20 protein-coding genes and 1 other RNA gene are annotated in these 17880 nt (G+C 66.9%); 12 read left to right on the top strand and 9 right to left on the bottom strand.

Annotated features, from left to right (window positions below):
- Positions 1-99: 99 nt before the first annotated feature.
- A complete protein-coding gene (gene thiE / locus VGI62_RS21030; protein ID WP_331506535.1) occupies positions 100-753 on the bottom strand; it encodes a thiamine phosphate synthase in 654 nt (217 codons plus the stop codon).
- Positions 754-1046: 293 nt separating this feature from the next.
- Between thiE and VGI62_RS21025 the strand changes: the two genes are divergently transcribed.
- From VGI62_RS21025 to VGI62_RS21010, 4 genes are all read left to right on the top strand, one after another.
- On the top strand, positions 1047-1268 hold the full coding sequence (locus VGI62_RS21025) for a (2Fe-2S)-binding protein (protein ID WP_414695717.1): 222 nt from the start codon (positions 1047-1049) through the stop codon (positions 1266-1268).
- Positions 1269-1382: 114 nt separating this feature from the next.
- Positions 1383-1865 (top strand): bacterioferritin, encoded by a 483-nt coding sequence (bfr, locus tag VGI62_RS21020; RefSeq protein ID WP_331506534.1) that lies wholly within the window; start codon positions 1383-1385, stop codon positions 1863-1865.
- Between the two features lie 61 nt (positions 1866-1926).
- Positions 1927-2484 (top strand): TspO/MBR family protein, encoded by a 558-nt coding sequence (locus tag VGI62_RS21015; protein WP_331506533.1) that lies wholly within the window; start codon positions 1927-1929, stop codon positions 2482-2484.
- A 59-nt stretch (positions 2485-2543) separates the two neighbouring features.
- The gene (locus tag VGI62_RS21010) at positions 2544-4205 is read left to right on the top strand and encodes an MFS transporter (protein ID WP_331506532.1); all 1662 of its coding nucleotides are present in this window, start codon (positions 2544-2546) and stop codon (positions 4203-4205) included.
- A 30-nt stretch (positions 4206-4235) separates the two neighbouring features.
- On the opposite strand, the gene VGI62_RS21005 is transcribed toward VGI62_RS21010, so the two are convergent.
- Genes VGI62_RS21005 through gap form a run of 4 tightly spaced genes read right to left on the bottom strand, consistent with a single transcriptional unit; the run spans position 4236 to position 7859 of the window.
- Positions 4236-4481: a hypothetical protein gene (locus VGI62_RS21005; RefSeq protein ID WP_331506530.1), complete on the bottom strand. Its 246-nt coding sequence runs from the start codon at positions 4479-4481 to the stop codon at positions 4236-4238.
- A gap of 46 nt (positions 4482-4527) precedes the next feature.
- Complete coding sequence (fba, locus tag VGI62_RS21000; RefSeq protein ID WP_331506529.1) at positions 4528-5613, bottom strand: class II fructose-bisphosphate aldolase; 1086 nt, start codon at positions 5611-5613, stop codon at positions 4528-4530.
- A gap of 16 nt (positions 5614-5629) precedes the next feature.
- On the bottom strand, positions 5630-6838 hold the full coding sequence (locus VGI62_RS20995; protein ID WP_331506528.1) for a phosphoglycerate kinase: 1209 nt from the start codon (positions 6836-6838) through the stop codon (positions 5630-5632).
- Positions 6839-6848: 10 nt separating this feature from the next.
- Positions 6849-7859 carry a type I glyceraldehyde-3-phosphate dehydrogenase gene (gene gap / locus VGI62_RS20990; protein WP_331506527.1) on the bottom strand — a complete coding sequence of 337 codons (1011 nt, stop codon included), beginning with the start codon at positions 7857-7859 and terminating at the stop codon, positions 6849-6851.
- A gap of 165 nt (positions 7860-8024) precedes the next feature.
- Between gap and VGI62_RS20985 the strand changes: the two genes are divergently transcribed.
- The gene (locus tag VGI62_RS20985; RefSeq protein WP_331506526.1) at positions 8025-8495 is read left to right on the top strand and encodes an SRPBCC family protein; all 471 of its coding nucleotides are present in this window, start codon (positions 8025-8027) and stop codon (positions 8493-8495) included.
- The gene (locus VGI62_RS20980) at positions 8492-8827 is read left to right on the top strand and encodes a metalloregulator ArsR/SmtB family transcription factor (protein ID WP_331506525.1); all 336 of its coding nucleotides are present in this window, start codon (positions 8492-8494) and stop codon (positions 8825-8827) included. Before VGI62_RS20985 ends, VGI62_RS20980 begins: the two co-directional genes overlap by 4 nt.
- On the opposite strand, the gene VGI62_RS20975 is transcribed toward VGI62_RS20980, so the two are convergent.
- The 3 genes from VGI62_RS20975 to tkt all read right to left on the bottom strand — a co-directional run bounded on the left by VGI62_RS20975 (position 8821) and on the right by tkt (position 14218).
- On the bottom strand, positions 8821-10887 hold the full coding sequence (locus tag VGI62_RS20975) for a S9 family peptidase (protein ID WP_331506524.1): 2067 nt from the start codon (positions 10885-10887) through the stop codon (positions 8821-8823). The two genes, VGI62_RS20980 and VGI62_RS20975, sit on opposite strands and share 7 nt — an antisense overlap.
- A 107-nt stretch (positions 10888-10994) precedes the next feature.
- Positions 10995-12200: a formate-dependent phosphoribosylglycinamide formyltransferase gene (gene purT, locus VGI62_RS20970; protein ID WP_331506523.1), complete on the bottom strand. Its 1206-nt coding sequence runs from the start codon at positions 12198-12200 to the stop codon at positions 10995-10997.
- A 47-nt stretch (positions 12201-12247) separates the two neighbouring features.
- Positions 12248-14218 (bottom strand): transketolase, encoded by a 1971-nt coding sequence (gene tkt / locus VGI62_RS20965; RefSeq protein WP_331506522.1) that lies wholly within the window; start codon positions 14216-14218, stop codon positions 12248-12250.
- A 140-nt stretch (positions 14219-14358) separates the two neighbouring features.
- Between tkt and VGI62_RS20960 the strand changes: the two genes are divergently transcribed.
- The 6 genes from VGI62_RS20960 to VGI62_RS20935 all read left to right on the top strand — a co-directional run bounded on the left by VGI62_RS20960 (position 14359) and on the right by VGI62_RS20935 (position 17098).
- Complete coding sequence (locus VGI62_RS20960) at positions 14359-14649, top strand: DUF4164 family protein (RefSeq protein WP_331506521.1); 291 nt, start codon at positions 14359-14361, stop codon at positions 14647-14649.
- 4 nt (positions 14650-14653) lie between these two features.
- The gene (locus VGI62_RS20955) at positions 14654-14980 is read left to right on the top strand and encodes a cell division protein ZapA (RefSeq protein WP_331506520.1); all 327 of its coding nucleotides are present in this window, start codon (positions 14654-14656) and stop codon (positions 14978-14980) included.
- Between the two features lie 45 nt (positions 14981-15025).
- Positions 15026-15439 (top strand): hypothetical protein, encoded by a 414-nt coding sequence (locus tag VGI62_RS20950; protein WP_331506519.1) that lies wholly within the window; start codon positions 15026-15028, stop codon positions 15437-15439.
- Between the two features lie 36 nt (positions 15440-15475).
- Positions 15476-15636: non-coding RNA, 6S RNA (gene ssrS / locus VGI62_RS20945), on the top strand.
- Positions 15637-15661: 25 nt separating this feature from the next.
- Positions 15662-16252 carry a 5-formyltetrahydrofolate cyclo-ligase gene (locus VGI62_RS20940; protein WP_331506517.1) on the top strand — a complete coding sequence of 197 codons (591 nt, stop codon included), beginning with the start codon at positions 15662-15664 and terminating at the stop codon, positions 16250-16252.
- A gap of 9 nt (positions 16253-16261) precedes the next feature.
- On the top strand, positions 16262-17098 hold the full coding sequence (locus VGI62_RS20935; protein WP_331506516.1) for a TIGR00282 family metallophosphoesterase: 837 nt from the start codon (positions 16262-16264) through the stop codon (positions 17096-17098).
- On the opposite strand, the gene VGI62_RS20930 is transcribed toward VGI62_RS20935, so the two are convergent.
- Positions 17095-17880: alkaline phosphatase family protein (locus VGI62_RS20930; protein ID WP_331506515.1), on the bottom strand; the 786-nt coding region annotated here is incomplete at its 5' end. The genes VGI62_RS20935 and VGI62_RS20930 overlap by 4 nt on opposite strands.

Genomic DNA, 17880 nt, shown 5'->3' with positions numbered 1-17880 from the left:
GTGCTCACAGTGGGAAAGATCTCAAGCGGCTAGAGGGCGCGGACCGTAGTGATGGGGCCGTAGCGGCGCAAGGCGCTCCGTTGCCGCAAAGGAGGATGCCTAGGTGGCGCGATCGGCGATCCCGACCGCCATCGCGGCGTTAAAGGCCTTCACCGCCGCAGCAGGACCCTCGCCGTAGGACCAGACCCCGGCCGAGACAGCCAGGAAGTCCGCGCCCGCCGCGGCGAGGTCGGCGGCGGTCTCAACCGTGATCCCGCCAATGGCGACGCAAGGGACAACCATGTCCGCCTGCCAACCGGTGAGCAGCTCGCGCTCCGCGCGGAAAGGCGCCGTCTTTGTGGTGGTGGGGAAGAAGGCTCCGAAGGCCACGTAGTCGGCTCCGCCCTCCGCGGCTTCCATCGCAAGGTGCAGGCTGTCGTGGCAAGTGACGCCGACCATGCGGTCCTTGCCGACGATGCGCCGCGCTTCGGCCAGGGCCGCATCGTCCTGGCCCACATGGACTCCGTCGCAGCCCAGTTCGGCCGCGAGGTCGGGACGATCGTTGAGGATCACCGCCACGTCACGTGCCGCGGCGATGGGCATAAGGACGCTGACCGCCGCAGCGACGATATCGTCGGGAACATCCTTCAGCCGGATCTGCAGCGCAGCTACGTCGCCGGCGTCCAACGCGTGGGCGAGCGAGCGCGCGAAGCCGGCCAGGTCGTCGAGCCTGGGCGGAGTGATCAGGTAGAGGCGGCAGAGCGGGAGGGCCATCGAAGGCCCTAGAGCCTATCTGAGCAACGCCTTCAAGCCATAGGCGATCGCGCCGCTCATCAATGCCGAAAACGTTCGCGTCGCCGAAGAACCGGGAGAGCCGCTTTGCGATCCGGTTGGTTGGTGCGTCGGCCCCAGGCCGCAAGCTCGATGCGGCAGCCGACGATCGCCGGCGGCCGGATCGCTCCCCGCATCAGCCCAAGCGGTATCGGCGCGACAGGAGGAGCGGGTGCGCGCAGACACCGCACCCGCTTACTTGCGAATGACTTGCAAACGCGTTCGCAAGTAGCTATGTGAAAATCCTCAGGCCAGGAGCCGCCGCCACCAACATGTACGTCTGCAACTGCAACGGCATCCGAGAACGCCAGGTCCGCGCGGCGATCGCCGCCGGCGCCGGCCGCCCCGCCCAGATATTCAAAGCCTGCGACACCGCCGCTCAATGCGCCCGCTGTGTCTGCGACATGCGCAAAATCCTGGACGAGGAGCGCCAAGCGCTCCGCTACGCCGCCGAATAGCTTTCCGACGAGCGCCTCGTCTCGGTCCGCGAGCGCAAATCACTTGCAACATAGGCTTTGACTTCGCGCTGAGCCGACGTGAGGGTCGCCGCGTTGCGGCTGCGGGAGAAAGACATGAAGGGCGACAGCGCGATCATCCGGCTCCTGAACCAGGTGCTCACCAACGAGCTCACCGCGGTCAATCAGTACTTCCTGCATGCCCGGATGTACGAGAACTGGGGCCTGGGCCAGCTCGGCAAGGTCACCTACGACGAGTCGATCGGCGAGATGAAACACGCCGACAAGCTCATCAAGCGCATCCTTTTCCTCGAGGGCCTGCCCAACCTTCAGGATCTGCACAAGCTGCGGATCGGCGAGAACGTCGGAGAAGGCCTGCAGGCCGACCTGGAGGTGGAAACCGGCGGGCGGGTGACTCTCGTCGAGGGGGTGAAGCAATGTGAGCTCGCCCAAGATTACGTCTCCCGCGAGATCCTCACCGAAATCCTGGTGGACACCGAGGAGCATATCGACTTCCTGGAAACCCAGATCGCGCTGCTGCGCAGCTTGGGCGAACAGAATTACCTGCAGAGCGCCATGGGGGAGCTTGGCGAGAGCTGAGCCGGAACCCGAGGCGGCGCCTGCGGATTTCGTGAGGTAGCGAGACCGTGGAAGCCGATTCATGAAAGCAAATCCCGTCCGCGAGGCTGTCGACAGCCTCGCCAACAGCCGTGGGCGCTCAACACAGCACATATTGATCGGATTGGGGCTGACGGTGGGCGCGGTGGCGGTTTCCGCTCTGGTGGCGCGGATGAACGCGCCGAGCGAGGACAACTACGAGGTCTATTCCGACTACGAGGAACTCGTGCAGCCGGAGATCAAGCCGCCGTCGAAGGTCTTCGCCTTGATCTGGCCGCCTCTGCTCATGGCTTTGACGCTCTCGGGCCTGAGGATCTGGAATGCGCCGAGGAGCGCGGCGCGCACCCAGGCGCTGACCCTCTGGGGCGCCGTCCAGGCGCTGAACGCCGTGTGGATGGCGCTCGGGCCCAAACGGCTCGGTGGCCAGCTCGCGGCCGCCGTAGCTTCCCTGGGGACCTCGGCGGCCTATGTGTGGCGCGCCAGGCGGGTCGATCCGCCAGCCGCCAACATGGTGGCCCCCTACGTCGGCTGGATCGGTTTCGCCAATGTGCTCACCGAGGAGCTCTGGCGAAGGAACACGCAAGTCCAGACGCTCCACTAGGCGGACGCGGAGCTTCGCCGTAGGCTTGCACCCAAGAACAAGGGTGTGGGAGCGGAACTATGGTTGCGGCGGCGACGACGGGCGCTGAAGCGCGAACACCTGGGTCGGACCGCCTGGTGATCGCCGGGGCCTCGGCGGGCACGGTCTTCGAATGGTACGATTTCTACCTCTACGGCTCCCTGGCCACCTTTATCACCGAGCACTTCTTCTCCGGCGTCAACGCCACCACCGGCTACATCTTCGCGCTGCTGGCCTTTGCGGCCGGCTTCGCGGTGCGGCCGTTCGGGGCGCTGGTGTTCGGGCGGCTTGGCGACCTTTGGGGTCGCAAGAACACCTTTCTGGTCACCATGCTGCTGATGGGGCTTTCGACCTTCGTGGTCGGCCTCCTGCCGGGTTACGACAAGATCGGCGTGGCCGCGCCCATTGGCCTTATCGCTATGCGCCTGATCCAGGGCCTGGCGCTGGGCGGCGAGTACGGCGGGGCGGCCACCTACGTCGCCGAGCACGCTCCTGCCGGCAAGCGCGGCCTCTACACGAGCTGGATCCAGACCACGGCGACCTTCGGCCTCTTCCTGAGCCTGATCGTGATCATCGTCGTGCGGACCCGCCTTGGCGAAGACGCCTTCAAGGTCTGGGGCTGGCGCGTGCCGTTCCTTGCCTCCGCGCTCCTGCTGATCGTTTCACTGTGGATCAGGCTCAGGCTAAACGAGAGCCCGGTGTTCCAGCGGATGGTTTCCGACGGGACGACGTCCAAGGCGCCCCTGAGCGACAGCTTCGGCCGCTGGCCGAACTTGAAGTTGGTGCTCCTGGCCCTGGCGGGGCTGACCGCCGGTCAGGCCGTGGTCTGGTACACCGGCCAGTTCTACGCGCTCTTCTTCCTTGAGAAGATGCTGAAGGTCGACGGTCTTTTGACCAACGCCCTGGTGGCCATCGCGCTCTTGCTGGGGACGCCGTTTTTCGTCGTGTTCGGCTGGCTGTCGGACAAGATCGGGCGCAAACCGATCATCCTGGCGGGCTGCCTGCTGGCGGCGCTGACCTATTTCCCGATCTTCAAGGCTCTGACCGTGGCCGCCAATCCCCAGCTTGCTGCGGCCAGCGTTTCGGCGCCGGTGACAGTGGTGGCCGATCCGGCGGACTGCGCGTTCCAGTTCGATCCGGTCGGAAAAAAGACCTTCGCGTCCTCCTGTGACCTGGCTAAGTCGGCGTTGGCCAACGCCGGGGTGAACTACGCCAATAAGCCCGCTCCGGCAGGCTCGGTCGCGCGCGTGCAGATCGGCGCGAGCACGCTCGCAAGCTTCCGGGGTGAGGCCCTGGCGTCGACGGACCTGAAGACGCGCAAAGCAGCCTGGACCAAGGCGCTCGGAGCGGCGCTGAAGACCGCTGGTTATCCGGCGAGGGCCGACTCCGCCAAGGTGAACAAGCCCCTAGTCGTGGGTCTTCTCTGGCTGCTCGTGCTCTACGTGACGATGGTCTACGGGCCTATCGCCGCGGCGCTCGTTGAGATGTTCCCGGCAAGAATCCGCTACACCTCGATGTCGCTGCCCTACCACGTCGGCAATGGCTGGTTCGGCGGCTTCCTACCGACCACCGCCTTCGCCATCGTCGCCGCCACGGGCAACATCTACTACGGCCTGTGGTATCCCGTCGTGATCGCTGCCGTGACCTTCGTGGTCGGACTGACGTTCGTGAAGGAAATGCGCGGCGCGCCCATCGAAGCCTAGCCTCGGGCGAGTCTTGGCGACTGGCGCAGCCTAGCGGCCTTTCGTTTGCGCCGGGTCGTCGTAGCCGTCGTTGGCCGAGTAGACGGCAAGCCACATGAAGAGGGCCGCGAAAGCCGCGGTGATCGCTGCGGCGGCGGCGAGGTAGATCCAGACGGCGCCCAGCGTCCGCCAGCCCTCATCCAAATGCGTCCCAGGGCGCAAGCCCCAGCCGGCCAGGACGGACAGAACCGCGAGACCTACGACGCTCAGGCTGAGAACCAGGGGATGTTTCCGCATGCCCTCCAAATCCGCGGGCGAGCGTCAGGGTTCCCGAGCGAGCGGTCTATTCCGCCGCTTGGCGGGTGATGCCGATCTTCGGCGCCAATTCGCCGGACGCATAGCGTTTGGCCATGACCGTCATCGGCAGCGGAACGATCTTGCTCGCCTGCCCCGCCGTTCCGAATTCCTCGAACCGCCGGCGGCAGACGGCGCGCATCGCGTCCATCGCAGGCTTCAGATATTTGCGCGGGTCGAACTCGCCGGGGTGCTCGGCGAACACCTGACGGATCGCCCCGGTCATGGCCATGCGGTTATCGGTGTCGATGTTGATCTTGCGCACGCCGTGCTTGATGCCGCGCTGGATCTCCTCGACCGGCACGCCCCAGGTCTGAGGCATCTCGCCGCCGTACTTGTTGATGACGTCCTGCAGGTCCTGCGGCACCGATGAGGAGCCGTGCATCACCAGATGGGTGTTCGGCAGCCGACGGTGGATTTCCTCGATGACGTTCATGGCCAGCACGTCGCCATCCGGCTTGCGCGTGAACTTGTAGGCTCCATGGCTGGTGCCCATGGCGATGGCCAGCGCATCGACCTGCGTGGACTTCACGAACTCGACCGCCTGATCGGGGTCGGTAAGCAGTTGGTCATGGCCGAGCTTTCCCTCGAAGCCGTGGCCGTCTTCTTTCTCGCCCATGCCGGTCTCGAGGCTGCCCAGCACGCCAAGCTCGCCCTCGACGCTGGCGCCTACCCAGTGCGCCATGTCGACGACGTTCTTGGTGACGGAGACGTTGTAGTCGTAATCGGCGGGCGTCTTGGCGTCGGCCTTCAGCGAGCCATCCATCATCACGCTGGTGAAGCCGAACTGGATCGCCGTCGCGCAGGTCGCCTCGTTGTTCCCGTGGTCCTGGTGCATGCAGATCGGGATGTGCGGGTACATCTCAGCCAGCGCATCGATCAGGTGCTTGAGCACAATATCGTTGGCGTAGGCGCGCGCGCCGCGGCTCGCCTGGATTATGACCGGCGCATCCACCGCATCGGCGGCCTCCAGGATCGCCAGACCCTGCTCCATGTTGTTGATATTGAAGGCCGGCACGCCGTAGCTGTGCTCGGCGGCGTGATCGAGAAGTTGTCTCAGGGTGATGCGGGCCATTCGTCTTTACCGTTTTCTACCGGGCCATTCCGTCCCGATTAAGGAGGGCTGCAACACCTGGCAGCGTCTTGCCCTCCATCCATTCAAGAAACGCGCCGCCCGCCGTCGAAACGAAAGTGAAATCGTCGACCACGCCAGCCGCGTTCAGGGCCGCAACCGTATCACCGCCGCCCGCCACCGCCACCAACTTGCCGCCACGGGCCAGCTTGGCTGCGTACCGCGCCGCCTCAACGGTTCCCTTGTCGAAGGGTTTCATTTCGAAGACGCCGAGCGGGCCGTTCCAGATCAGCGTCTTGGAGTTGGCCATGGCGCGGCACAGGCGCTCGACCGTTTCGGGGCCCGCGTCGAGGATGCGTTCGTCCTCGTCGATCGAGCCTACGTCGCGAACCCGGGCCGGCGCGCCGGGCGCCATCTTTTCAGCGACGACGATGTCGAGGGGCAGGAACAGCTTGCAGTTGTTCTGGCCGGCCAGGCGGATGATGTCGCGGGCAGTCTCCGCAAGATCCTTCTCGCAATAGGAGGCGCCGACATCGTGGCCCTGGGCGTAAAGGAAGGTGTTGGCCATGCCCCCGCCGATCGCCAGCTTGTCGAGCTTGGTCACCAGATGCTTGAGGAGGTCGAGCTTCGTGGAGACCTTCGAGCCGCCGACGATACCCAGCACCGGCCGTTCGGGATGACCTAGCGCGGCATCCAACGCATCCAGTTCCAGCCGCATCTGCTCGCCTGCATAGGCCGGAAGGCGGTGGGCGAGGGCCTCTGTCGAGGCGTGCGCCCGATGGGCGGCGGAGAAGGCGTCGTTGACGTAGAGATCACCATTCGCCGCGAGTTCGTCGGCGAACTTGCGGTCGTTGGCTTCCTCGCCCGGATGGAAGCGGACGTTTTCCAGGAGCAGCACGTCGCCCGGCTGCATGGCCTTCACCGCGGCTCGAGCCACCGGGCCGATGCAGTCCGGCGCAAAGGCCACGGGGACGCCCAGGACCTTGGAGAGCGGCTCCACGATGGGCTTCAGGCTCATGCTCGGCACGACCTTGCCCTTCGGCCGGTCGAAATGGGCCAACAGGATGACCTTGGCCCCGCCGGCTCGCAGCTTCTGGATGGTTGGCGCCGCAGCGCGCAGACGCGTGTCGTCGCTGACCTTGCCGTCCTCCATGGGGACGTTGAAGTCTACGCGAACCAGGGCTCGCTTGCCGTGGAGATCCGCCTGGTCGAGCGTCTGGAAAGCCATCGCGGGGTGATCAGATCAGCTTTGCCATGGCGATGGCGGTGTCGGCCATCCGTGTCGAGAAGCCCCACTCGTTGTCGTACCAGCTAAGCACCCGGCCAAGCCCGCCGTCGATCATCTGGGTCTGGGGCAAGGCCACTGTCGAAGACGCCGCCACGTGGTTGAAGTCCGTCGAGACCAGCGGCTCCTTGGTGACCGCCAAAATCCCGTGCAGTGGCCCCTTGGCGGCGGCGGCTTCCATGGCGGCGTTGATCTCCTCCACCGTCACCTTGCGGCTCGGCACGAAGTTGAGGTCGACCACCGAGACGTTCGGGGTCGGCACGCGGATCGAGGACCCGTCGAGCTTTCCGGCCAGCGCCGGGATCACCAGACCCAGCGCCTTGGCCGCGCCGGTGGAGGTCGGGATCATCGACATGGCCGCGGCGCGGGCGCGGTAGAGATCCTTGTGCAGGGTGTCCAGCGTCGGCTGGTCGCCCGTGTAGGAGTGGATCGTGGTCATGTAGCCACGCTCGATGCCGCAGAGTTCCTGCAGCACGTGGGCGACCGGCGCCAGGCAGTTGGTGGTGCAGGACGCGTTGGAGATCACCAGATCGTCGGCGGTCAGGCTCTCGTGATTGACGCCGTAGACGATCGTCTTGTCGACGCCGTCGGCCGGGGCCGAGACGATCACGCGCTTGGCGCCGGCCTTCAGGTGGTCGGCGGCCTTTTCGCGGCTGGTGAAGAGACCCGTGCACTCCAGGGCGATGTCGACGTTCAGCGCCTTATGCGGCAGCTCTGCCGGATTGCGGATCGCGGTGACCTTGATGGGGCCAAGGCCCACATCGATGGTGTCGCCGTCGACCGTGACTGTTCCGGGGAAGCGGCCGTGCACGCTGTCGTAGCGCAGCAGGTGGGCGTTGGTCTCCACCGGGCCCAGGTCGTTGATCGCCACGACCTCGATGTCGCGCCGCGCATGTTCGACGATCGAGCGCAGGACCAACCTGCCGATGCGGCCGAAACCGTTGATGGCGACGCGGACGGTCATGAGCGTAGGTCTCCCGGCTGTGGTGGCGCGGTTTCTTCAAGCCGAGGGCCTCGAAGTCAACCCCCAGGCCTCACGGTTCGGCTTAAACACTGAAGTCGTTGCTTGACTATCGGCGAAATCCGGCTAACACTGAAGTCGATGCTTCACTAATTCGGAGGCCGCGACATGGAAGCGCCGATCCACAACACCTTCGTCGTCGAGCGTAGCTACCGGGCCCCGCCCGAGCGCGTCTTCGCGGCCTTTGCCGACGCGACGAAAAAGCGCCGTTGGTACGCAGAATCCGACGGACACAGCGTCGAGACCTTTGAGATGGATTTCCGGGTCGGCGGCGTCGAGCGGATGCTGTATCGGCTCGGTGCGGCCACGCCGTTCCCGGGTACGGAGCTCGGCAGCGAAGGCGCCTACTATGATATCGTGCCCAACGAGCGGATCGTGGTTGCGTCTGGAATGACGCTGGGCGGTCGCCGCATCTCGGTCTCCATGCTGACGTTCGAGTTCGTAAAGACGGACGCCGGGACGGACCTGGTGTGCACCCATCAGGGGGTTTTCTTCGAAGGCGCGGATGGGCCCGAGATGCGCGAAGGCGGCTGGCGGCTGTTGCTGGACAAGCTGGGGAAGGAGTTCCCCGCCTCGTGAATGTCGCCGGCTCCCAGGCCCAGGTCGATCGCGTCTTCCATGCCCTGGGCGATCCCACGCGGCGGGCGATCGTGGAGCAGCTGAGTGAGGCGCCGCGGTCGGTATCCGGGCTGGCGGGTCCGCTCAGGATCACGCTCACGGCTGTCGCGCAGCATCTGCAGATTTTGGAGGACGCAGGCCTGGTCCGCACCGAGAAGACCGGTCGGGTCCGCACCTGCCGGATGGAGACCGCCGGTCTCGCGGTGCTGGAACAATGGGTAGGGCAGCGCCGTACGACCCTGGAGCGCCGCCTCGACCGTCTAGGCGATTTCCTCGCTGAGCCGGATCAATGACCGGGCGCCGCGCCGCCGGCGGGGCTTTGCGCCGCCAGCGCGGCCTGGAGGCCCGGCGCGAACTGCGCGCCGTAGGGAGCGGTGATTGATGAGCCCGCAAACGCCTTGCCGTAGGCTTCGGCGCGCCCGCCCAGGCACTTGGACAGGAACTGTTCGCTGATGGCGTAGAAGGCGATGTTGTTCTCCGGCCGGGCGAAGCCGTGGCCTTCGTCGGGGAACAGGATGTAGGTCACCGGGATGCCCTTGGCCTTCATGGCCTCGACGATCTGGCCCGATTCCCGCTGGTTCACGCGCGGATCGTTGGCGCCTTGGCCGATGAGCAGCGGCCGTTTGATAGCGTCGGCTTTGAACAACGGGGAACGCTCCTTCAGGAGAGCCTGCCCCTCCGGCGTCGCTGGGTCGCCGATGCTGCGATTGAACTGCGTGCGGACGGCCTGCCAGTATGGCGGGATGGTCGACAGCAGGGTGTTGAGGTTCGAGGGCCCCACGATGTCGACGCCGCAGGCGAACGTGTCGGGCGTGAAGGTCATGCCGACCAGGGTGGCGTAGCCGCCGTAGGACCCGCCCATGATCGCCACCTTGTCGCGGCTGGTGACGCCTTGCTTGACCGCCCAGTCGACGGCGTCAAGCAGGTCGTCGTGCATCTTGCGGCCCCACTCCTTGTCGCCGGCGTTCATGTAGGACTTGCCGAAGCCGGTGGAGGCCCGGAAGTTGGGTGAAAGCACAGCGTAACCGCGGTTCGCCAGCCACTGGTGCAGGCTGTTGTAGCCGTATGCGTCGCGGCCCCACGGTCCGCCATGGACCAGAAGAACGAGCGGCACTGGCTTGTCCGGTTTGCCGTCGCCTTTCGTGTCGCTGCCCGGCGGCAGCGTCAGGTAGGACACCTCGTCAAGGCCGTCGCGGGTCTTGATCACCACCGGATGCATGGCCGCGAGCGGAGCACCCTCCAGCTCGGGGCGGGTGGTGAAGAGCTTGGTCAGCCGCCTGGCCTTGCGATCGTAGAGGTAGAAGGCGCTGGGCGCGGTCACCGGATCGACCACCAAGGTCCATAGGTCGTCGGCGTCGGTGCGCCCGGTGATGTTCACCTCGCCCTTCAACTGCGCGCGCAGGAAGGCAAGGTCGTCCTTCACGGCCGGGTCCAGAACCTTCCAGTCGGTCTTCAGGTAGTCGATCGAATAGGCCTGCGCCCGTCCGGTCTTCGGATCGATCATCGCACCTTCAACGTCGGAATGCGGATCCTGGCCAAGAACGGTGCGCGCGCCGGACTTGGTATCCTGGGCGACGAGGACGGAGGTGTCACGGCCGCGAGAGTCCACCCAGTAGAGGGTCCGCCCGTCCGTGGTGTACCCGATCGGCGAGGTGGTTTTGGCGTCGTCGGGGCCGATGACCTCGGTGGGCTTGTCGGCGGCTTTGCCATCGACGATCGCATAGAGGTCCGAGCCGCCGTCGGCCCGCGGCTTCGAGGCGCCGCGCAGGCGCAGATCGTTGTCGGCCAGGAAGCCGGCGAAGCCGTCGTTCTTGAAGACCTCCGTCAGCTCGCCGGTTTTGAGGTTCAGGCTGTAGACGTCGTGCCAGCGCGCATCACGGTTGTTGAGGCCGATCAGGATGCGGTCCTTGACCAGCCGGCTTACCCCGAAAATCTCCGCCCGGGTCTTTTCGAACGGCGTCAGGGTTTTCTGAACCCCGGTGGCGACGTCTACGCCGTAGATCAGGAAATTCTCGTCGCCGCCCTTGTCGTTGATGAAGAGGATCATCGATGAGTCCGGAGACCAGAAGTACGCCCGGATGGGACGCGCCTTCTCGGCCGTGAGCGCCGTGGCCTTGGTGGGATCGGCGACCGGCGCCACCCAGATGTTCATCATCCCGTCGCGCGGGGCCAGCCAGGACAACCATTTGCCGTCGGGGCTGATGCGCCCTTGAGAGCGGCTTGGATTGCCGAACAGCTTGGCGCGCTCGATGAGCGGCGCTTCGGCGGCGACCGCGGCGACCGCGGCGACCGGGGCGAGGGCGGTGGCGGCGGTGACAAGAGCGATGGCAGTGGCGGTGAGCAGGCGGCGCATGACGCATTTCCCCATGGCCGGCCGGGGCCGATTTGGCCGGGGGCCGCTCCGAGACCAATGCTATGCCGCTTAGGGCAGGGTCGCTAGGGGCGAGGTTCGGTCGAACCCTAGCCGTAAGCCGGACGAACCTTGGCTGCGGCCTCGCGCGCGCGCCCGCGAGCCTCGTCGATATCGCCTCCCCGCGCCAAGGCGACACCCATCCGTCGGCGCAGGAAGCTCTCCGGCTTTCCGAAGAGGCGCAGGTCAGCGCCTGGCACGCCAAGCGCTTCGGCGACCCCTTCGAATGCGATGCCCCTGGCTTCAAGTCCGCCGTAGATCACCGCGCTCGCGCCCGGCTCGCGCAAGGCCACGTCCACCGGGAGGCCAAGGATCGCCCGAGCGTGGATGGCGAACTCGCTCTGGTATTGGGTCGCGAGCGTGACGAGGCCGGTGTCGTGCGGCCGGGGGCTGACTTCGGAAAACCAGACCTCGTCGCCTTTCACGAACAGCTCGACGCCGAAAATCCCCAGGCCGCCCAGCGCATCGGTGACCGCGCGCGCGATCTCCCGGGAGGCTTTCAGCGCGGCCTGACTCATCGCCTGCGGCTGCCAGCTCTCCACGTAGTCGCCCTTGACCTGGCGGTGGCCGATCGGCTCGCAGAAGCTGGTGACGATATCGCCGCCGGCGAGGCTGCGCACGGTGAGCTGGGTGATCTCGAAGTCGAAATCCACGCGTCCCTCGACGATGACCCGCGGCTGCTCAACCCGGCCGCCCTCCAGAGCGTAGCGCCAGGCCTGCGAGATGCTTTCCGCCTCCTCGACATAGGACTGGCCCTTGCCGGACGAACTCATCACCGGTTTCACGAAGCAAGGGAAACCGGTGACATCGCGGGCGGCGGCGGCGAGCTCAGCCTCGCTGGAGGCGAAGGCGTAGGCGCTGGTCGGTAAGCCGAGCTCCTCGGCCGCCAGACGGCGGATCCCCTCGCGGTTCATGGTCAGTTGCGCTGCACGGGCCGTCGGGATGACCGTGGCCAGGCCATCGGATTCGATGCGCGCCAGCTCGTCGGTGGCGATGGCCTCGATCTCGGGCACGATCAAGTGCGGCCGCTCAGCCTCCACCACGGCCCGCAGGGCGCGCGCATCGGTCATGGCGATCACATGGCTGCGATGCGCCACCTGCATGGCCGGCGCATCCGCATAGCGATCGACGGCGATGACTTCACAACCCAGCCGCTGCAGCTCGATCGTCACCTCCTTGCCGAGCTCGCCGGCCCCCAGGAGCATGACCTTCACTGCGGTGGGCGAGTTGGGCGTGCCCAGTCGGATGGGGCTCATGCGCAGGTCTCCCTCGGGGGCGGGCCGGCGGCGGCCGCGTTGGCTGTCTAGAGCTTGCCCTTCGCCGCAGCGGCGACGGCCTCGGCGGTGATGCCGAAGTGCTTGTAGAGCACTTCGAACGGGGCGCTGGCCCCGAAGCTCTCCATGCCGACGAAGACGCCGTCCTCGCCAATGAACCGCTCCCAGCCCGTGCGCACCCCAGCCTCGACGGCCACGCGCACGTCCGTCTGGCCGATCACGGCGGCGCGGTAGTCTTCCGGCTGGGCGTCGAAAAGCTCCCAGCAGGGCGTCGAGACCACTCGCGTTCCGATGCTCTGTGACTCCAGGAGGTCGCGGGCGGCCATGGCGACGCCGACCTCAGACCCCGAGGCGAAGATGGTCACCTGGGCGGGATAGCCGGCGCCGGCGAGCTGATAGGCCCCGCGGGCCGACAGGTTCTCCCCGGCCACGACCGTGCGCACCGGCGGGACCTTCTGGCGGGAGAGCGCCATCAGTGAGGGCTTGCGCTTGGCCTCCAGCGCGAGCTTCCAGCACTCGGCCGTCTCCACGGCGTCGGCCGGGCGGAAGACGTTGAGGTTGGGCATAGCGCGCAGGCTCGCGAGGTGCTCCACCGGCTGGTGGGTCGGTCCGTCTTCGCCAAGGCCAATGCTGTCGTGGGTCATGACGTGGATCACCCGCACGCCCATCAGAGCGCCCAGGCGGATCGCCGGGCGGCTGTAATCCGCAAACGCCAGGAAGGTCCCCGAGTAGGGAATCACCCCGCCGTGCAGGGCCATGCCGTTCATGGCGGCCGCCATCCCGAACTCGCGCACGCCATAGTGGACATAGCGGCCGGCGTAGTCGGGCATGTCGAAGGCGTTCATGCCCTTGACGATGGTGTTGTTGGAACCGGTGAGGTCGGCCGAGCCGCCGACCATCTCGGGGATGGCCGGGACCAGGGTCGCCAGCGCCGCGCCGGAGTGCTGGCGGGTGGCGAGCGCCGGTCTCTCCGCCTCGGACCTTGCGATGTGAGCGTCGACGGCCTCGAAGGCGTCGGGCGAAAGCTCGCCGGCCATGGCGCGTTCGAACTCGGCGCGCTGAGGCGAGGCCGCCAGCGCCGCCTCCCAGGCCTTGCGGAACCTGGCGCCCCTTCGACCCGCGGTACGCCAGGGCTTAAGCGCCTCGTCCGGCACGGTGAAGGGCTCATAACCCCACCCCATGGCCTCGCGCGAGGCTGCGATCTCGTCGTCGAACAGGGTGTAGCCGTGGCTGTGGGGATCGCCTTCCTTGGCGCCGGCGCCCTTCGAGATGCGGGTCTTGCAGGCGATCATTGTCGGGCGGTCCTGGCGGGTCGCCCAGCGCATCGCCGCGGCGATCTTCGCGAAGTCGTGGCCGTCCACCGCCTTCACGGCCCAGCCGGCGGCCTTGAAGCGGGCGAGTTGGTCGCCGGTCTCGGCGATGGTCGCCTCGCCGTCGATGGTGGTGTTGTTGTCGTCGAAGAGCACGGTCAGCTTGCTCAGCTTGAAGCGACCAGCAAGGCTGATCGCCTCATGGCTGACGCCTTCCATCAGGCAGCCGTCGCCGGCGATCACCCAGGTGCGGTGGTCAACCAGCGCATCGCCGAATCGGGCGTTCACGTGGCGCTCGGCCATCGCCATGCCGACGGCGGTCGCCAGGCCCTGGCCGAGCGGGCCTGTGGTGGTCTCGACACCAGGGGTGTGGCCGTACTCGGGGTGGCCGGGGGTGTTGGAGCCCAGTTGCCGGAAATTCTTGATCTGCTCCATGGTCACGGCCTTCACGCCCGTAAGGTGCAGCAGGCTGTAGAGCAGCATTGAGCCGTGGCCGGCGGACAACACGAAACGGTCGCGATCGGCCCATTCCGGCTTCGCGGCGTCATATTTCAGGAATTTGGTGAAGAGGACGGTGGCGACGTCGGCCATACCCATCGGCATGCCTTGGTGGCCGGACTTCGCCCGGTGGACCGCGTCCATGGAGAGCACGCGGATGGCGTCGGCCATCGTTTGGAGGGGAGCGGGCATCGAGGTCCTGAACAATGGGGTTGCGGCTTGGGGCGCGGGGTCGCACGCGGGCGATCAGGGGTCAAGAAAGGCGGACGCTTCCGAAGCATGCCGACGCAGGTCTATAGATGGGCCGGCTGGGGCCTTATCCGGAGGACTCGATGAGTGGCGAAAGCGCACTGGACCTTGCGGCCAGGCGGCTCGAGCAGGCGGTGAACGTGCTTGAGCAACGCCTTGCCCTTCGGCTGAAGGCCGCAGGCGCCGAGGCCGGCGGCCTGTTTGACGAGGATCGCGCCAAGCTTGCCGCCGAGCTTGACGATTCCCGAGCCCGCGAACGCGAACTCGAAGAGGCGGGCGCCGAGGCCTCCGCGGCGCTAGGCCGCGCCATCCTGGAGATTCGTGCGGCGCTGAACGGCGCGACGCAGCATGCCAACGCCGGGCAGGAGCACTAATCCCATGGCTCAGATCAGCATCGAGGTGAACGGCCGGCCCTACGCGGTGGGCTGCGAGGATGGCCAGGAGGCCCATCTCATTGAATTGGCCAAGATGTTCGACCACCAGGTCCGGCAGGTCAGCCAGGACATGGGCCAGCTCGGAGACAACCGTCTCTTCCTGATGGGCGCGCTGCTGCTGGCCGACGAGCTCGCCGACGCCCGCTCTCGCCTGGCGGCGCTGCAGGCCGACATGGGGCGCGTGCAGACCGACCGTAGCCGGATGGAAACCCGCGCCGTCGCAGCCCTGGAAAGCGCAGCCAGGCGAATCGAAAAGCTGGGGAGCGAATAGGCCCCGGCGACGTGCTAGGTTGCGGCACTCCGACGGAGCAGGGCCATGGCCTTTCTCGATAGCGCACGGCGCGAAGATTTCATCTCCGGCGACACCTGGAGTTGGTGGCAGGCGGGCCGGCTTCGCTACAACCTCACCCTGGCGGCCGGCGGGTGGGTCGCCTATGCCGTGGCGGTCGGCTTGAACTACGCCTTCGGCCATCCGGTTTGGCGCGACTGGCGCGGCGGACTTGGCATGACAATCTTCCTGGGGACCATCTATCTGGTGGTGATGGGCCTCGCCAACATCTGCTACCTTCTGGGGCCCGCCGTCGAAGGGTGGGTCAGGCCAGCCGACGTCGAACGCTACCGCAAGCACGCCTTTGCAATGGGGCTCTGGGGTTCGCTTGCGGTCCCGGCCGTCTTTCCGCTTGTCCAGCTCGCGATGCTGATCGCCCGCAGCGGCGGCCACGTCGCTTGAGAAAGGCGTCTCGACGCACTACCTTGGCGAACGGCGGGTCTGCTGCGGACCTCGTCGAAGGCGACATATTCCAGCGACCTTAATTCACTCTTAGGGAGCTGTCCCTGTTCGGGATCGTGGTCCTGAGCACACGGCGCCCACCTGGTCTACCAGGTCGAGGGAATGAAACAGTCCTTCACGGCTCTCGCGGCGCCGCCACCTGATCGCCTATATGATCGTCAGGTGGCCAAGCCTCCCGACAAAACTGCGCTGCGCGTCCAGCTGCGCGCACTCCGCCGGCGGCTGGCGCTCGAGGTCCCCGACGCCGCCGAGCGCGCCGCGCACCGGTTGCCGCTTTCCAGATTCAGCCGCTTCCGCGATGTCGCAGCCTATTGGCCGGTCGGGGCTGAGCTCGACCCCGAGCCGGTCCTGCATGCGATCCTGGACCTCAACGCCGGCCGTGCGAAGGCTTGCCTGCCGACGGCTATCGACCGCGACTCGCCGCTGCGGTTCCGCCTCTGGCGGCCCGGCGAGGCGCTGGCCGCGGACGTTTTCGGCATACCCTCGCCGCCGGCCTCGGCCCCCGAGGTGACGCCCAGCCTGGTCATCGCACCGCTGTTGGCTTTCGATCGCAGCGGCGGGCGGCTGGGCCAGGGCGGGGGGCACTATGACCGAACGCTGGCGGCCCTGCGTAAGGCGCGGCCGATCTTTGTTCTCGGCCTTGCGTTCTCTGGTCAGGAGATCGAGGCCATCGCGACCGAGCCGCACGATCAACGGCTAGACGCCATCGTTACGGAAACGGAGTTCATAGAAGTCGGGGGGGTAAGTCGTTAGAGAGAGCGGATGAGATTTGCCTTCTTTGGAGACGTGGTCGGGCGTTCGGGCCGCGACGGCCTCGCCGACCACCTGCCGTCCTTGCGCAAGCGCCTAGGGCTGGAGTTCGTGATCGTCAACGCGGAGAACGCTGCGGCGGGCTTCGGGATCACCGAGTCCACGGCGCGTGAGCTGTTCGACGCCGGCGCCGACGCCCTGACGCTCGGCAACCACTCCTGGGATCAGAAGGAAGCGCTGACCTACATCGTGCGCGAGCCGCGGTTGATCCGGCCGCTGAACTATTCAGCCTTCTCAGACGCGCCGGGCCGTGGCGCGCAGCTCTTCGAAACGCAGAGCGGCAAGCAGATCCTGGTGATCAACCTGCTGGGCCGGGTCCACATGGATAGCCTCGATGACCCGTTTGCGGCCGTTGACAAGGAGCTGGAAGCCTGCCCGCTGGGCGCCGTGGCTGACGCCATCGTGGTGGACATCCACGCCGAGGCGACCTCCGAGAAGATGGCGATGGGCCACTTCTGCGACGGCCGCGCGAGCCTCGTGGTGGGCACCCATACCCATGTGCCGACGGCCGACTGCCAGATCCTGGCGGGCGGCACCGCCTACCAGACCGACGCCGGCGCCTGCGCCGACTACGACAGCGTCATCGGCAACCAGAAGGAAGAGCCGATCCGCCGCTTTACCACCCGCATTTCGCAAGGCCGGTTCAAGCCGGCCGAGGGCCCGGCCACGGTCTGCGGCCTCTACGTTGAGACCGACGACGCCACCGGCCTGGCGCGCCGGCTGGAGCCGATCCGCATCGGCGGCCGCCTCACCCAGACCGTGCCCCAGGTCGAAGCGGTCCGAGTCTAACGACCTGCCTGCCGCGTCGGCGTCGCGAAAAGCGGCGTCATCGCCACGACGCCCTCGTTCGTTGCCGCCGCGTTGCGCAGGTGCGTCCCGATGCCGAACGCGTCCTCGATCGTCCGCAACAGCGAGTAGTGGTTGTACGGCGTCGCATCCTTCAGCCCGCGCGGCCCGTGATTGGTGATCACGATGGTCGGGATGTGGCCGCCGCCGGCGTTCGGCGGCGAGCCGCAACAGCCTTCCGGGCCGCCCTCGGCGCCTTCGTCGAAGGTGATCACGATCGCCATGTTGCCCGGCGAGCGCCAGGCGCTGGTCGCCTGCAGGCGTGCGACGAGCGCGCCGGCCGCCTTGTCGCCGCGCCCGATCAGGGCGGCCGGATCGCGGCCGCTGCAGTCCGGCGCAACGCCCTGGCCGGAGAGGCCGTGCATGTCGTTGCACTGGTTGGGCACGATGAGCGCGAAGTTCGGCAGCCGGTCCGCCGCCATGTCGGCGTCCAGCTGGTCGAAGCCGACGATATGCTCGGCCCGGCGCGCGTCCTGCTGGACGCTGCGGAAGTTGACAAGGCCTGAGTGCTTGGCTGCGTAGAGCGCGGTCTTGCGCGTCCCGTCGTTGAGTTTGGGGTCGCCGGCGATCACGGCGAGCGAGCCGGGTGCGGGCAGACTCTCGTAGTAGCCTTTCCAGCTGAGCCCAGCCGCGCCGAGCTGATCCATGAGGTTTGGCGCAGTCAGTGTATGATCGACATAGCCTGCTTCGTCGGCGTTCGCGCAGGCGGGGTCGGTCATCCCCGC

The organism is Phenylobacterium sp. (assembly GCF_036495085.1).
Lineage (GTDB): Bacteria > Pseudomonadota > Alphaproteobacteria > Caulobacterales > Caulobacteraceae > Phenylobacterium.
The sequence above is the reverse complement of the archived record's forward strand: the minus strand, read 5'-3'. Positions and strand labels throughout refer to the sequence as shown.

Excerpts from the sequence above, each read along its gene's own strand:
- VGI62_RS21010 (WP_331506532.1), top strand. The coding sequence starts at position 2,544 with ATGGTTGCGGCGGCGACGACGGGCGCTGAAGCGCGAACACCTGGGTCG.
- gap (WP_331506527.1), bottom strand. The coding sequence starts at position 7,859 with ATGACCGTCCGCGTCGCCATCAACGGTTTCGGCCGCATCGGCAGGTTG.
- VGI62_RS20950 (WP_331506519.1), top strand. The coding sequence starts at position 15,026 with ATGGCCTTTCTCGATAGCGCACGGCGCGAAGATTTCATCTCCGGCGAC.
- VGI62_RS20935 (WP_331506516.1), top strand. The coding sequence starts at position 16,262 with ATGAGATTTGCCTTCTTTGGAGACGTGGTCGGGCGTTCGGGCCGCGAC.
- tkt (WP_331506522.1), bottom strand. The coding sequence starts at position 14,218 with ATGCCCGCTCCCCTCCAAACGATGGCCGACGCCATCCGCGTGCTCTCC.
- bfr (WP_331506534.1), top strand. The coding sequence starts at position 1,383 with ATGAAGGGCGACAGCGCGATCATCCGGCTCCTGAACCAGGTGCTCACC.
- VGI62_RS20995 (WP_331506528.1), bottom strand. The coding sequence starts at position 6,838 with ATGGCTTTCCAGACGCTCGACCAGGCGGATCTCCACGGCAAGCGAGCC.
- fba (WP_331506529.1), bottom strand. The coding sequence starts at position 5,613 with ATGGCCCGCATCACCCTGAGACAACTTCTCGATCACGCCGCCGAGCAC.
- VGI62_RS21015 (WP_331506533.1), top strand. The coding sequence starts at position 1,927 with ATGAAAGCAAATCCCGTCCGCGAGGCTGTCGACAGCCTCGCCAACAGC.
- VGI62_RS21005 (WP_331506530.1), bottom strand. The coding sequence starts at position 4,481 with ATGCGGAAACATCCCCTGGTTCTCAGCCTGAGCGTCGTAGGTCTCGCG.
- VGI62_RS20985 (WP_331506526.1), top strand. The coding sequence starts at position 8,025 with ATGGAAGCGCCGATCCACAACACCTTCGTCGTCGAGCGTAGCTACCGG.
- VGI62_RS20960 (WP_331506521.1), top strand. The coding sequence starts at position 14,359 with ATGAGTGGCGAAAGCGCACTGGACCTTGCGGCCAGGCGGCTCGAGCAG.
- VGI62_RS20975 (WP_331506524.1), bottom strand. The coding sequence starts at position 10,887 with ATGCGCCGCCTGCTCACCGCCACTGCCATCGCTCTTGTCACCGCCGCC.
- thiE (WP_331506535.1), bottom strand. The coding sequence starts at position 753 with ATGGCCCTCCCGCTCTGCCGCCTCTACCTGATCACTCCGCCCAGGCTC.
- VGI62_RS20955 (WP_331506520.1), top strand. The coding sequence starts at position 14,654 with ATGGCTCAGATCAGCATCGAGGTGAACGGCCGGCCCTACGCGGTGGGC.
- purT (WP_331506523.1), bottom strand. The coding sequence starts at position 12,200 with ATGAGCCCCATCCGACTGGGCACGCCCAACTCGCCCACCGCAGTGAAG.